The sequence below is a fragment of the Telluria sp. RT2P19 genome, assembly GCF_059685725.1.
In genome coordinates, this window is the sequence record NZ_JCASIL010000001.1 from 230,147 (window position 1) to 244,145 (window position 13,999).

11 protein-coding genes are annotated in these 13,999 nt (G+C 65.8%); 7 read left to right on the forward strand and 4 right to left on the reverse strand.

The window, feature by feature from the left end:
* Positions 1-62: 62 nt before the first annotated feature.
* The 6 genes from AC56KW_RS00920 (at position 63) to AC56KW_RS00945 (ending at position 9,507) form a co-directional block, all read left to right on the forward strand.
* Complete coding sequence (locus AC56KW_RS00920; protein ID WP_497168855.1) at positions 63-1,598, forward strand: dipeptidase; 1,536 nt, start codon at positions 63-65, stop codon at positions 1,596-1,598.
* Between the two features lie 198 nt (positions 1,599-1,796).
* Positions 1,797-4,055: an ATP-binding protein gene (locus AC56KW_RS00925; RefSeq protein ID WP_497168856.1), complete on the forward strand. Its 2,259-nt coding sequence runs from the start codon at positions 1,797-1,799 to the stop codon at positions 4,053-4,055.
* Between the two features lie 359 nt (positions 4,056-4,414).
* On the forward strand, positions 4,415-5,509 hold the full coding sequence (galT, locus tag AC56KW_RS00930; protein WP_497168857.1) for a galactose-1-phosphate uridylyltransferase: 1,095 nt from the start codon (positions 4,415-4,417) through the stop codon (positions 5,507-5,509).
* Positions 5,506-6,609, forward strand: coding sequence for a M24 family metallopeptidase (locus tag AC56KW_RS00935; RefSeq protein ID WP_497168858.1), 1,104 nt, complete (start codon positions 5,506-5,508; stop codon positions 6,607-6,609). Before galT ends, AC56KW_RS00935 begins: the two co-directional genes overlap by 4 nt.
* On the forward strand, positions 6,606-7,709 hold the full coding sequence (gene galK / locus AC56KW_RS00940) for a galactokinase (RefSeq protein WP_497168859.1): 1,104 nt from the start codon (positions 6,606-6,608) through the stop codon (positions 7,707-7,709). Before AC56KW_RS00935 ends, galK begins: the two co-directional genes overlap by 4 nt.
* A complete protein-coding gene (locus AC56KW_RS00945) occupies positions 7,696-9,507 on the forward strand; it encodes a glycoside hydrolase family 2 protein (protein ID WP_497168860.1) in 1,812 nt (603 codons plus the stop codon). Before galK ends, AC56KW_RS00945 begins: the two co-directional genes overlap by 14 nt.
* An 86-nt stretch (positions 9,508-9,593) precedes the next feature.
* On the opposite strand, the gene AC56KW_RS00950 is transcribed toward AC56KW_RS00945, so the two are convergent.
* From AC56KW_RS00950 to AC56KW_RS00965, 4 genes are all read right to left on the reverse strand, one after another.
* Positions 9,594-10,199 carry a hypothetical protein gene (locus AC56KW_RS00950; protein ID WP_497168861.1) on the reverse strand — a complete coding sequence of 202 codons (606 nt, stop codon included), beginning with the start codon at positions 10,197-10,199 and terminating at the stop codon, positions 9,594-9,596.
* Positions 10,200-10,357: 158 nt separating this feature from the next.
* Entirely contained in the window at positions 10,358-10,777 is a 420-nt protein-coding gene (locus AC56KW_RS00955; RefSeq protein ID WP_497168862.1) for a VanZ family protein, read from the reverse strand.
* A gap of 81 nt (positions 10,778-10,858) precedes the next feature.
* Complete coding sequence (locus tag AC56KW_RS00960) at positions 10,859-11,161, reverse strand: hypothetical protein (protein ID WP_497168863.1); 303 nt, start codon at positions 11,159-11,161, stop codon at positions 10,859-10,861.
* 558 nt (positions 11,162-11,719) lie between these two features.
* Positions 11,720-12,487, reverse strand: coding sequence for an SDR family NAD(P)-dependent oxidoreductase (locus AC56KW_RS00965; RefSeq protein ID WP_497168864.1), 768 nt, complete (start codon positions 12,485-12,487; stop codon positions 11,720-11,722).
* A gap of 122 nt (positions 12,488-12,609) precedes the next feature.
* Between AC56KW_RS00965 and AC56KW_RS00970 the strand changes: the two genes are divergently transcribed.
* Positions 12,610-13,995, forward strand: coding sequence for an alpha/beta fold hydrolase (locus AC56KW_RS00970; protein WP_497168865.1), 1,386 nt, complete (start codon positions 12,610-12,612; stop codon positions 13,993-13,995).
* Positions 13,996-13,999 lie beyond the last annotated feature (4 nt).

Genomic DNA, 13,999 nt, shown 5'->3' on the forward strand with positions numbered 1-13,999 from the left:
TCGCGTGCACCCGTGCCTGTGCTAGACTCCGTGCGCTTTTGCAATCCTGGAGACCGGCCCCTATGTACAAGAAAGCCCTGATTGCCAGCCTGGTGCTGGCCTGGACCACCGCCGTATTCGATGCGGGCGCCGCGCCCCAGGCCGGTACGCCGAGCACCCCGAGCGAGACCGCCGTCGGCGCCGCCAAGTATGCGGTGCAGACCTACCGCAACGACCTGGTCGATACCCTGGCGAAGCTGGTCAGCTTCAACACGGTGGCCGACGCGCGCTACCCGTCCGACAAGAATCCGGTCCACATCGCCTTCAAGGCCGCCTTGAAGGAAGAAGCCGAGCGTCTCGGCCTGGACTACGCCGACCATGGCTGGACCGTGATCATCGGTCTCGGCAAGGGCAGCGAGCGGGTCGGCATCGTGACCCATGGCGACGTGCAGCCGGTCGATCCAGCCAAGTGGAAGAAATCGCCGTTCGTGCTGGACCGCACCAGCGCGCCGGGCAAGCTGATCGCGCGCGGTGCCGAGGACGACAAGGGGCCGATCGCGACCGCCCTGTACGCGATGAAGACCATCCGCGACCGCCAGATCGCGCTCAACAAACGCATCGAGCTGTACGTGTACATGGGCGAGGAATCGGACTGGGGTCCCCTGACCGAATTTCTCAAGACCCACGTACCGCCGCAGATGAGCATCACGCTCGACGCCGAGTATCCGGTGGTGACGGCAGAGAAGGGCGGCGGCACCGTGGCCGTGACGGTGCCGAAGGCCGGCGCCAAGGTCGCCGCCGGCGGCGAAGCGTATATCGCCGAGTTCAGGGGCGGCTCGTTCAATACCCAGATCCCCGAGGACGCCGAGGCGCTGGTCGCCAACGTCACGCCCGAGATCGAGCAGCAGGTCCGCGCGCGCGGCGCCGCGCAGGAAGGCATGCGCTACACCTTCGAGCGCCATGGCGCGAACCTGAAGGTGGTGGCGAAAGGCCTGTCGGCCCACTCGTCCAAGCCGCAAGAGGGCGTCAACGCGGTCAGCATGCTGGCCGATGCGCTGGCGCTGCGCAGCTGGCCCAATACGGTGGCCGGCAGCGTGGTGAACTACCTTAACGACCTGGTGGGCACGGGCTACTACGGCGAGAAGTTCGGCAAGATCGCCTACCGCGACAGCTTCATGGGTCCGCTGACCTTCAAGCCGACCGTGATCCGCCAGCTCGACGAGGGCATCGAGGTCGCGATCAACCTGCGCCGCCCGCGCGGCAAGACGATCGAGCAGCTCACGGACGAGATCAATGCGGCGCTCGCCGACTGGCAGGCGCGCCAGGTGCCGCTCGCGAACATCAGGGTCGGCATGCGCGATCCGTGGATTCTCGACCACCCGCCGCAGCTCGATACCCTGCTGTCGACCTTCTCGTATTTTACGGGCATGAAGGATGCGAAGGCGGTGGCGATCGGCGGCGGCACGAACTCGCGCCTGTTCCCGAATGCGGTCAGCTTCGGCCCGTCGATGCCGGGTGCGAAGTACACCGGGCATTCGGAGCACGAGTTCATCACCACCAGGCAGCTGCTGCTGAACCTGCAGATGTACACGGCGGTGCTGGTCGACCTGGCCAGGTAGGCGGATCGAATGTCAATGGCGATGGCTTGTTTCAAACCTCGGAAACTTTGCCAATCGTCTAAATTTTGCCTGCACAAGACTTCGGATGGATGCCGGGATAGAATGTTAAGCCGTGCCTGACTTTCGACTCCTGGTATTTACCTGTTTGAATATGTATCGAGTGAAAGCGGCGTCCTGCCACTCGAACAGATAATACCCATGAGCCAGCCGAAGCCGGAGGCCACCCTGGTCCACTGCGAAAACGAACCGATCCATATCCCCGGCGCGATCCAGCCATTCGGCGTTTTGATCAGCATCGACCTTCCCACGCTGAAGATCACCAACGCCAGCATCAACTGCGCCGACATCTTCGGCATCGACGCCCCCACACTGGTCCACCGTTCGCTGGCGGAGCACCTGTCGCCGGCCGCGCTGGCGGCGCTGCAAGGGTATATCAGCGCCGACGACCTGGTCGAAGCGGCGCCCCTGGTCCTGCCCATTCTTCACCTGGACAGGCAATGCGAGCAGGATTGGGAACTCACGGCCCACCTGCGGCATGGTGTGCTGATGATCGAGATCGAAGCGCTGGCGCCGCAGGAGGCGTTGCCGAGCTCGCTGCAACGGTCGATCCGCAGTGCCGTGCATGTGGTGTTCGGCGCGAGCAGCCTGCTCGACCTGTGCCAGCGCACTGCCGAACAGGTAAGGATGATCACCGGCTTCGAGCGCGTGATGATCTACCGCTTTACCGAAGACTGGCATGGTGACGTCGTCGCCGAGGCGAGGTCCGAACACGCGCACTCTTACCTGCACCATCATTTCCCGGCCTCGGACATCCCGGCGCAGGCAAGGCGGATCTTCCTCGAGAACTGGCTGCGCATGATCCCGGATGTCGGCTATGCGCCGGTGCCCATCTACCCCAGCCGCAATCCGGCCACGGGCGACGCCCTGGATCTGGGCTTGTCGGCGCTGCGCAGCGTGTCGCCGCTGCATGTCGAGTACCTGCGCAATATGGGCGTCGGCGCGACGCTCACGCTGCCGCTGATCGATGGCGGCAGGCTGTGGGGCCTGATCGCCTGCCACCACCCGACACCCAACAAACTGGGGTCCGACCGCCGCCTCGGCGCCAAGATGATCGCGCAGATCGTGTCGTCGCAGCTGGTGCTGAAAGAGTCGATGGAAGACCAGCGCTACCGCGGCGAGCTGAAACGGATCCATGCGAAGCTGATCGCGCGCACCGAGGAAGAGGACGACCTCGTCCTGGGGCTGGTCAAGCGCAGCCAGGACATGCTGGACCTGGCAGGCGCCCGCGGCGGCAGCGCCGCAATCTATTACAACGGCAGCTGGACCACGATCGGGCAGACGCCGGACGTGGCGCAACTCGAACTGCTTGTCGAATGGCTCTCGGCCGAGCATGCGAACAAGGAAGTGTACGCGACGAACCAGTTGGGCAACGCCTTTCCACCGGCCCGGCAATACAAGGACATCGCCAGCGGCCTCGTGGCGATGTCGATCCTCAAGACCGACCAGAACTATATCCTGTGGTTCCGGCCCGAAGTCATCATGACCGTGGTCTGGGCCGGGGCGCCCGACAAGCGCGTGCAGGTCGAGGACGGCGTCGCCCGCCTGCATCCGCGCTTTTCCTTCGCGTCGTGGAAGCAGGTCGTCGACGGGGTGGCCACGCCGTGGAAACGCGCTGAGGTGGAGGCCGTGCTGGACTTCCGGGTCGGCCTGCTCGCCTACGGGCTGCGGCGCGCCTTCCACCAGGAACAGGCGGCCAGGGAGCTGGCGGAACGCGCCAGCCTGGAAAAGGAAAGCATGGTGCACATGGTGTCGCACGACATCCGCAATCCGCTGAGCGTGCTGAAGATGACCTTGCAGGTGATGCAGATGGACCAGGCGCTGACGCCGGCCATGCTGGCGCAACTGGTCGCGCGCGGCCTGCGTGCGACCGACTCGATCGAGCGGCTGGTGACATCCGTGCTGGATTTCGCCAAGCAGGAGCATGTCGCGCGCTCGCCCGAACCCCAGGTCGAAAACGTGAACGCGCTGATACGAGAAGCGATCGACCTGGCATTGCCGCTGGCGAGAAGGGCCGAGGTCGGCGTGGTCGCGGCGGTCCAGCCGGACAAGCTCCTGATTGCCTGCAAACGGGCGCGCGTCGAGCAGGTATTGGGCAACCTGATCAGCAATTCACTCAAGTTCACGCCGGCGGGAGGCCGCATCACGGTCAGCGCGCGCCGCAGCGACGGCGAGGTCGTCATCTCGGTCGCGGACACGGGGATCGGCATCGCGCCGGCATTATTGCCGCGCATTTTCGATCGCTTCACTCAAGGAAGCATCGGGTCGGAAAAAGGGGTGGGCCTGGGCCTGTCGATCGTCAAGGGCATCGTCGAGCAGGACGGCGGCCGCCTGTGGGTCGACAGCACCGTGGGCAGTGGATCGACGTTCTATTTCACACTCCCCCTGCGCCAGGAATGAAGCAATTGGCGGCCATCAGATGCTGACAATGTCCAAGCCGGGCACGTCAGCGTTTTTCTTGCCGCTCTGTGTAAATACTTCTATTGGTATTGTAGGTATGGGCCTACAATATCCTGGGCTGGCAGAGGCAGCTCATGCACCGCCCCTTATGAATCCACGCCTTAGCGCGAAGGCTGTCTCGCCCCTGTGACAGCGCAGTATTGTTGTCCGGAAAATGAGTTTCCACAGGGCGGAAAGTGTGGCGAATACAGCATGTTAGGATCGGCTTTTAGCGCCGCACGCGCGTCGATGCGCCGTACTTCGGCGTACTCGTTCGCGCCCGACGTGACCGAATGCCTGACCGAACCTGAACTGTTGCCATGCATAGCAAAGAACTCAAAAAGCCGGACGGACGACATCTCACGCTGTACAGCAACCAGCCGATTCCCGACGGCATCGCTGCGCCCAGCCCGTTCGCCGAGCCGCAGCATGCGAACCCGCACCTGCGCTGGCATTCGCTGCGCGGCGAGTGGGTGACCTACGCCGCCTTCCGCCAGAACCGCACCTATCAACCGCCGCCGCAATACAATCCGCTGGCGCCGACTGTGGACCAGGAACACCCGACCGAGATGCCGGCCGGCGACTATGAGATCGCCGTGTTCGACAACCGCTTCCCGTCGCTGGCGCTGGAATCGCACGATCCACCGACAGTGACGGTGCCGACGGCGCCAGCCAACGGCCATTGCGAGGTGGTGGTGTTCACGCAAGACCCGAGCGCAGCGCTGGCCCATCTGCCGCTGTCGCGCATCGAACTGCTGCTGCAGGTATGGGGCGAGCGCACCACGCGCGTCGGCAGCCACCAGCACATCCACTACGTGCTGCCTTTCGAGAACCGCGGCGCCGAGGTCGGCGTTACCCTGCACCATCCGCACGGCCAGATCTACTCCTACCCCTTCGTGCCGTCGGTGCCGGCGCGCATGCTGGCGCAGGAGCGCGAGTACTATCTGCAGCACGGCACCAGCCTGCTGTGCGACATGGCGCGCGACGAAGCCGCCGACGGCCGGCGCGTGCTGTACCAGGACGATTATGCGATCGCCTTCGTGCCGGCCTGCGCGCGCTACCCCTACGAGGTGTGGGTGATGCCGACCGGCCCGTGCAAGGACTTCGCCGCGCTTACGCCGCCACAGCGCGAGGGGCTGGCGCGCGCGCTCAAGACCGTGCTGCTCAAGTACGAGACCCTGTGGAACCGGCCTTTCCCTTACCTGATGGCCTGGTACCAGGCGCCGACCGACGGCGCCGAGCACCCGGAAACCCAGCTGCATGCGCAGTTCTATCCGCCTTACCGCACGCGCGACCGCCTCAAATACCTGGCCGGCACCGAGCTGGCGGCCGGCATGTTCGCGATGGACGTGCTGCCAGAGACAACGGCCTACGAATTGCAGCAGGTCGAAGTCAGCCTGGAGGATTGCGTATGACGGCACTGGATATGCGGGCCACGGAAGTGGCCGACAAACTGGCGCTGCTGCGCGCCACCCTGGCCCAGGAAGGGGCCGGCGCGGTGCGCCTGCGCGGCACCGACTGGTTCGCATGGGTGACGGCGGGCGGCTCGAGCGCGGTGCTGCAGACGACCGACGTCGGCATCGCCGAGGTGCTGGTCACGCAGGACGACGCCTGCGTGCTGACCGACGCGATCGAGGGCGAGCGCCTGCGCGCCGAAGAAGTCCCGGGCGGCTTCACCTTCCACATCGAGCCATGGGCCGAGCCGGAGCTGCGCGAGCGCTTCGTGGCCACGACGTCGCAGGGGCGCGCGGTGCTGTCGGACCGGCCGGTGGGCAATGAACAGGCGCTGCCGCTTGCGCTGCGCCAGCGCAAGCTGGTGCTGGGCGACGCCGAACAGGCGCGCTACCGCCTGCTGGGCCGCGAGGCGGCCGAGGCGATGACCGAGGTGCTGCACCGCGCGCGCCCCGACTGGACCGAGCAGCAACTGGCCGGTGCCGGCGCCGAGGCGCTGTGGCGGCGCGGCATCCATCCGGCGCTGGTGCTGGCGGCCGGCGCGAGGCGCCTGCCTTTGTTCCGCCACGCGACGCCGTCGCACGAAACCATCGGCGAACGCGCCATGCTGGTGTTCTGCGCGCGCCGCCACGGGCTGTATGCGAACCTGACGCGCTTCGTGAGCTTCGGCGGCGTGGGATCGGCGCCGGAAGGGCAGCGCGCCCTGATGGACGTCGAGGCCACCGGCCTGGCCGCGGTGGCGCCCGGAAAATCGCTGTCGAGCGTCTACCACGCGCTGGCCCAGGCCTATCACCATGCCGACGTCGAAGACGCGATCCGCGAGCACCACCAGGGCGGCATCACCGGCTACCTGGCGCGCGAGATCGTGGCCACGGCGAGCACCGCCACCCAGCTCGAAGAGGGCATGGCGTTCGCCTTCAATCCAAGTTATGGCGGCATGAAGATCGAAGACACCTTCCTGCTCGGCCCGCAAGGGCTCGAGAACCTGACGTGCGATCCCGGCTGGCCGGCATTGGACGTCCATGGCCGCAAGCGGCCGCTCTGGCTGGAGGCGCAGGCATGACCGTAAGCACCGACACTTTCTTCGGCGGCGCGCCCGAAGTGAACGCCTCGGCCCCCGGCCGGGTCAACCTGCTGGGCGAACATACCGACTACAACGACGGCTTCATGCTGCCGGTGGCCACGCCCCAGCGCACCATGGTGGCCCTCGGCCGCAGCGGCGACGACCACTTCCATTTCTATTCACCGAACCTGGACGCGAGCGTGACCTTCACGAAGGAGGGCAGCGCTCCCCTGGGCTTCGGCAGCTATATCGAGGGCTGCATCCGGCTGGTGCAGGCAGAAGGGATCGAGGTGCCGCCGCTGCGCGTCTACGTCGAGACCGACCTGCCGGTGGGCTCGGGCCTGTCGTCGTCGGCCGCGCTCGAAGTGGCGACCCTGCGCGCCATGCGCGCGCTGCTGGGTTTCACGCTCGACGACGTCAAGCTGGCGCGCATCGCCCAGCGTGCCGAGATCGAGTACGCACGGGTGAACTGCGGCATCATGGACCAGATGGCGTCCAGCCTGGCCGACGAGACCAATATGCTGTTCATCGACGCGCGCACGCTGGAGCATCGCCTGGTGCCGCTGCCGCCGGATACCGAGCTGATCGTGGTCGACTCTGGCGTGCCCCGCAAGCTCGCCGCCAGCAAGTACAACGAGCGCCGCGCCGAGTGCGAGGAGGGCGCGCGTAAACTCGGCGTGCAGGCGCTGCGCGACGTCAGCGATCCGTCGGCGCTGGAGAGCCTGCCGTCGCCGCTGCGCGAGCGCGCACGGCACGTGGTGCGGGAAAACCTGCGCGTGCTCGAAGCGGCCGACGGCGTGAGCGCCGAACGCTTCGGCGAATTGATGAATGCCTCGCACTTCAGCCTGCGTGACGACTACGAGGTGTCGATCCCCGAGCTGGACGCCCTGTGCGAGGCCTTGCGCGCCGCCCCTGGCGTGCTCGGCGCGCGCCTGACCGGCGCCGGCTTCGGCGGCGCCTGCGTGGCGCTGTGCCGCAAGGGCCAGGCACAACAGGCCGCCGCCAGCGCGCTGGCGGCATATAACAAAGCAGATGGACGCCAAGGCCGGATCCTGGTGCCGGTGCCGACTGACAGAAAGGATGACGATGAACCAGTTTGAATATCCCCGTCCCCAGCTGGTGCGCGACCAGTGGCAGAACCTGAACGGCAAGTGGCGGTTCTGCTTCGATGACGAGGGTCATTACTTCATGCCGTCCGACGTCAAGGAATGGACGCACGAGATTACCGTGCCGTTCGCGCCCGAGACCGAGATGAGCGGCATCCAGGACACGGGTTTCCACCGCGTGGTCTGGTATCAGCGTGAATTTGAATTGACCCCCAACGACGGGCGCACGATACTGCACTTCGGCGCCGTCGACTACAGCGCCCGTGTCTGGGTCAATGGCCAGCTGGTGGCCGAGCACGAGGGCGGCCATACGCCGTTCGCGGCCGACATCACCTGCGCCTTGCACGCCGACGGCAAGCAGACGGTGACGGTGTGGGTCGAGGACGATCCTGCCGACCTTGCCAAGCCGCGCGGCAAGCAGGACTGGCTGCTTGATGCGCACTCGATCTGGTATCCACGCACCACCGGCATCTGGCAGACCGTGTGGGTCGAGCAGGTGGCCCCGACCTATATCCAGAAGCTGCGCTGGACCCCGGTGTTCGAGACCTACGAGATCGGCTGCGAGGTGTTTGCCGCCGGCGACATTCAGCAAGAGCTGTTCGTCGAGGTCAAGATCTGGCACGGCGACCAGTTGCTGGCGGACGATTACTACAAGCTGCTGGCGGGCGAGGCCAATCGCAAGATCGCGCTGTCCGACCCCGGCATCGACGACTCGCGCAACGAGATCCTGTGGAGCCCCGAGCGGCCGACCCTGCTCGACGCCGAGGTGACGCTGCGCTGCGGCGACGTGGTACTCGACCGCATCCGTTCGTACACGGCGCTGCGCTCGGTCTCGATCAACCGCGACCGCTTCATGCTCAATGGCCGCCCCTACCAGCTGCGCCTGGTGCTCGACCAGGGCTATTGGCCGGAATCGTTCATGACGGCGCCATCCGACCAGCACCTGAAACGCGACGTCGAGCTGGTCAAGCTGATGGGCTTCAATGGCGTGCGCAAGCACCAGAAGATCGAGGATCCGCGCTTTCTATACTGGGCTGACAGACTGGGCCTGCTGGTCTGGGAAGAGATGCCATCGGCCTACCGTTTCAGTCCGCGCGCGATCACGCGCATGGTCAAGGAATGGACCGAGGCGATCGAGCGCGACTACAGCCACCCCTGCATCATCGTGTGGGTGGCCTTCAATGAGTCGTGGGGCGTGCCCAACCTGACCCTGACCCAGGCCCATCGCAATGCGGTGGAGGCGCTGTACCACCTGACCCGCACGCTCGACTCGACCCGTCCGGTGATCGGCAACGACGGCTGGGAAGCGTCGGCCACCGACATCCTGGGCATCCACGACTATGACAGCGACCCGGAAAAGATCCTGACGCGCTACGCGGTGACCGATCCCGTGCGCACGCTGTTCGACCAGCGGCGTCCCGGCGGGCGCATCCTGACCCTGGATGGCTTCCCGCACCGCGGCCAGCCGATCGTGCTGACGGAATTCGGCGGCATCGCCTACGATCCAAAGCAGACGCCGAACCCGGACGAGACCACCTGGGGCTATAGCCGCGCCCATACGGCCGAGAGCTATCTCAAGCAATACCGGCGCTTGCTGCAAGTGGTCAACGAAACCTTCATGTTCAGCGGCTTCTGCTATACGCAGTTCACCGACACCTTCCAGGAAGCCAATGGCTTGCTGAACGCCGACCGCACGCCCAAGCTGCCGCTGGAAGTCATCAGCAATGCCACGCGCAACATCCCGATGTTTCACCGCGAGGTGGAAGAAGGCAAGGACCCGGGGACGCCCTGACCCCGGTTGATCCCGGTCTTGGGGTTTGCCAGGTCTGGCGCCTTGCCACCGGGTGGACGGGCCGTCCACCCGGTGGCGCGGCCCGGCTAGCGCTGGATGCCGCCGCTTGCCACATTGACGCGGTCGCCGCTGCGGAAATCGGGCGTGGTGTCGTGGGTGACGACTTGCGTGCTGCCGTCGTCCATGCGCACCGTGACGCGGTAGGACTGCCCGCCGCCCGAACTGCCGGTGGCGCCGGCCGCGCCGCTGCTGCCCATCGAGGAATCGCCTTCGGTGATGCCGCTTGACGACGGCAGGATCTCGATCGCCAGCACGGTGCTGTTGGGGGCGCCGCTGGCCCCCGCGGCGCCTGCGGTCGAGGCACTGCCGCCGCGGTCGTCCTGCATGCTGGAGCTGCCCGAGCCACTGCTGCCTGAACTGCCCGAACTGCCTGAACTGCCCGAGGTATCGGAACTGCCGGAAACGCCCGCGCCGTCCTGGATGCTTTCGGTGGTCGTGCCCGTGCTGCCCGAGGCGCCCGAGCTGCCCGAGCTGCCGCTGGCCCCCGAGCCATGGTCGCTCGATCCGGTGCTGCCGCTCGCGCCGCTTGACCCTTTCGACGATTCTCCGCCGCGCATGGCGGCGCACCCGGAAATGGCGAGCGCGACCGTCAGCAGGCCCGCCATGGCCACGCGCTGGTGTGATTGCTTCATGATCAACTCCTCGTATTGGGATTGTGTGGGGATGTGACGATGCAGCGCGCCACGAGGGTAAGAGGCGTTAAGTGCGCCTGCGTTCCAGCTGACTTCCTTTGAAGGCGGGTTGGATCAAGCGAGAGGATTCTTTGTGGAACCCGAACGGAGGATGATGGTCAGCGTGGACGTGGCGAAGCCGCCGGCTGTCGCGCAGGCGCGAGCGTGGCCAGCACCGCCAGCAGCGTGGAAGCGAGCGTGGCGGCGGTGACGTCGACCAGCCAGTCGCGCACGTCACCCGAGCGATACGGGAAGAAACTTTGCACCCATTCGTCGACAGCGCCCATCAGCGCGATGGCGAGCATCGCCTTCAGCGCGCGCTGCAGCGGCGTGCCGGTGGCGCCCAGGAACCACAGCGTGGCCAGGAAGGCGTAGCTCAAGCCGTGCAGCACCACGCCGGACGCATAGGCGCCGACCTCGGTGCGTGCGCCGGGGATGGAACCGGCGACCAGGATGGCTGCCAGCCCGAGAAGGGCCAGGGCATGCAGGGCGCGACGGACATTGAGCGGGGGCTGCAGCAAGGACGACAGGGCGGGCATCGAGACGAACGTGGAAGGTGGACGCGGGAAGCGCCAACCATACCACGCCGTGCAGCCAATTGCCCGCACACTAATATTGCTTCAGATCGTCAGGGCGGGCGCGCCATCCGCATAATGGGCGTCGAAACAGCTCGCGCAATCGGCGCAAAACAAATGGGCCATGCGAACACTTCCCTGTCGCAAGACCAGTTTCAGGTGGGTTTGCTGGCACTTGGGGCAGACTTCGCGAACGCTGCCGAAGGTCAGGAGGTTGAGCGGCGTCGCGTCGCTGTCGAGACCGTCGACGACGGTGCGCGGGTTGAGTTCGCTAAGGACGAGGTCACCGTCTTCATGCTGGCGGCGGCAAGCGTCGGGTGGTGCAGCGACTGGTACACGTAGGTTCATAGGACGGGCTCCCTTGGACGTTTCGTTGTACGTTGACTTGCGAAGACAGGGCGAATTCGCAAGGCGAACTTCATGATAACCAAATCAGCGACGGCTTCAAGCGCTGTGACATCTTTTTTGGCCGTAAGTTGCGACAGGGCAGAAAAAAATGCCCGCCAGTGGCGGGCACGACCCAGGATTGGGCCAAGAGATGCGAATCCGGTTGGTGTGTAGCGCCCTGGGCGCCGCACACCGGCTGCCATCAGGCATATCAGTTGCGTGTATGGCAGGTGATTTTTAGTATAGGCAGTGTTTATTACGACATTGTGACCTAGCGCAACGGTCCGGTGACATGGGGCAGGCATGCAGCAATCATACGTAGTAATACGTATAACGCATGTCAGGCCCCCTTCAGGCAAAAAAAAAAGCCCGCTCTTTCGCGGGCTTAAAACTATTTTCTTGGAGGAGAATAGTGGAGACAGGTGTAATTATCAGGGTTGGCTTGAAAAGCGTCCAATTGCGAGTTCAGATACCAGACATACACTAAAGCAATATCTCCCTGAAACGCAATATTCCCTATCAATCACGTACCGGCACCGTGTAGTTCAGCGCCATCCGGCCGCCGTCGGCGTACAGCGTCTGGCCAGTCATGTACGAGGCGTCGTCGCTGGCCAGGAAGGCGGCGATCGATGCCACTTCTTCCGGTTCCCCGCAGCGGCCAAGGGGCGTACGCGACAGGATCGTGTGACGCGCTTCCGGGCTGCCGAGCACGGCCTGCTTCGCCAGTTCGGTCAGGATCGTGCCAGGGCCGATCGCATTGACGCGGATGCCGTACTGGGCCAGGGCGATCGACGCCACCCGGGTCAGCTGGTTGACGCCGCCTTTCGATACCACATAAGGAACCTGGTTCGGGATGGTCAGCTCGGCGTTGACGCTCGACATATTGATGATGCAGCCGCCTTCGCCGCGCTTGACCATCGTGCGCGCCGCCGCCTGACTGCACAGGAACATCGATTTCAGGTTGATGCGCAGCACGCGATCGAAATCGTCCTCTTCCAGGTCGAGGAATTCGGCGGCGTGCGTCACGCCCGCGTTGTTGACCAGGATATCGATCCGCCCAAACGCGTCCAGCGTGGCCGCGATCATGGCGTCGACCTCTTGCTTGATACCGACGTCGGCGCGGAAGAAGCGGGCGGCGTCGCCCAGGCTGGCCGCGGCCTGCTCGACGTCAAGCTTGACGTCGACGAGCATCACGCGCGCACCTTCGCGCACCAGGCGCTGGGCGCAGGCAAGGCCGATACCCTGGCTGGCGCCGGTGACGATGGCAATCTTCTGGTTGAGTTTCATGGCAGGTGTTCCCGGATAGGCAAAGACCGTCATTCTAACCATTGAGAATAATGTCGGCTCCACTGTAAGTTTTTCCTTCAGCTACGTACTACACCGTCATCGCCATTCAAACGAGAATAAAGATGACCCGAAAGCGCTTTCTGCTGGCCTGGACCTTGTGCCTCGCGGCCTTGCTGTATTCCAGCCTCGCCGCCGCCCTGGAACCCTGCCACCTGCCCAAACTGTCCGAACGCGTCGAGTGCGGCACGCTATCAGTGCCGGAAGACCGCGCCAACCCGGCCGGCCGCCGCATTACCATTCACTTTGCCCGCATCAAGGCCACCGCCAAGCCGGCGGCGCCGGACCCGTTGCTGGTGCTGGCGGGCGGGCCAGGCCAGGCTGGGATGGATCTTGGTCCGCTGCTGGGCAGCGCTTTGCATGAGGCGAGGAAGCGTCGCGACATCCTGCTGGTCGACCAGCGCGGCACCGGCCGCTCGGCCGCGCTGCGCTGCGCGCTGCCTGAACAGGCCATCGCGCAGGGCGATACCGCGGGCGCGCAGGCAGCGTTACGCGCCTGCCTGGCGGCGCAGGACGCCGACCCCCGCCACTATCACACCGGAGCGGCGCTGGCCGATTTCGAGGACCTGCGCCGTGCGCTCGGCTACCGCCAGTTCAGCCTGTGGGGCGGTTCGTACGGCACCCGCACCGCGTTGATGTATGCGCGCCGCTATCCTGGCAGCGTGCGCAGCATGGTGCTCGATTCGGTGGCGCCGCCGAACGCGCGCATCCTGCTCTCGTCGCGCCACAGCCAGGCCGCGCTCGAGCGCCTGCTGGCCGACTGCGCGGCCGATCGCGGCTGCGCCGCGGCGTTCCCGCACCTGGCGCGCGAGCTCGACGCCGTCCTGGCGCTGCCGGCAATCGGTCCGCACCAGGGCGAGGCGGTGGCGCAACTGCTGCGCGGCGCCATGTATACCGGCCAGCATGCCAGCGTGCTGCCGTTCGCGATCCACGCCGCGGCGAACGGCAGGCCGCAGCCCCTGCTCGGCCTGTACGATGCCCTGGCCGCCTGGAGCCTGGAAGGCATGACGTTCGGCCAGACCCTGTCGGTGCTGTGCGCCGAAGAAGCGCCGTTCCTCGACGACGCCGCCATGCGGCAGGACGGCGCCGGCAGCCGTTTCGGCGACGCTTACGCCAGAAGCTGGCGCGACTGGTGTGCGGTGTGGCCGGCCGCCGCGCCGGATGCCGGACTGGCCCACGCGGTGACGTCCGACGCGCCGACCCTGCTGCTGGCGGGCGGCCTCGATCCGGTCACGCCGCCGGACAACGCGCGACTCGCGGCGCGTACCCTGCGTCACAGCCGGGTGCTGGTAGCCGACGGCGCCGCACACATCGTCAGTGGTGCCGGCTGCGCGCCGCGCCTGATCGCCGCCTTCCTCGAGCACGCCGACCCGACCCTGGTCGACGGTGCCTGCCTGGCGGCCATCCGCCGTCCCCCGTTCGTGCTGGCCAACGGCCAACCCACCCTGTAAGGAG

Bases quoted from the DNA above. Each gene is read 5' to 3' on its own strand.
- AC56KW_RS00920 (WP_497168855.1), top strand. From the start codon at position 63: ATGTACAAGAAAGCCCTGATTGCCAGCCTGGTGCTGGCCTGGACCACC.
- AC56KW_RS00925 (WP_497168856.1), top strand. From the start codon at position 1,797: ATGAGCCAGCCGAAGCCGGAGGCCACCCTGGTCCACTGCGAAAACGAA.
- galT (WP_497168857.1), top strand. From the start codon at position 4,415: ATGCATAGCAAAGAACTCAAAAAGCCGGACGGACGACATCTCACGCTG.
- AC56KW_RS00935 (WP_497168858.1), top strand. From the start codon at position 5,506: ATGACGGCACTGGATATGCGGGCCACGGAAGTGGCCGACAAACTGGCG.
- galK (WP_497168859.1), top strand. From the start codon at position 6,606: ATGACCGTAAGCACCGACACTTTCTTCGGCGGCGCGCCCGAAGTGAAC.
- AC56KW_RS00945 (WP_497168860.1), top strand. From the start codon at position 7,696: ATGAACCAGTTTGAATATCCCCGTCCCCAGCTGGTGCGCGACCAGTGG.
- AC56KW_RS00950 (WP_497168861.1), bottom strand. From the start codon at position 10,199: ATGAAGCAATCACACCAGCGCGTGGCCATGGCGGGCCTGCTGACGGTC.
- AC56KW_RS00955 (WP_497168862.1), bottom strand. From the start codon at position 10,777: ATGCCCGCCCTGTCGTCCTTGCTGCAGCCCCCGCTCAATGTCCGTCGC.
- AC56KW_RS00960 (WP_497168863.1), bottom strand. From the start codon at position 11,161: ATGAACCTACGTGTACCAGTCGCTGCACCACCCGACGCTTGCCGCCGC.
- AC56KW_RS00965 (WP_497168864.1), bottom strand. From the start codon at position 12,487: ATGAAACTCAACCAGAAGATTGCCATCGTCACCGGCGCCAGCCAGGGT.
- AC56KW_RS00970 (WP_497168865.1), top strand. From the start codon at position 12,610: ATGACCCGAAAGCGCTTTCTGCTGGCCTGGACCTTGTGCCTCGCGGCC.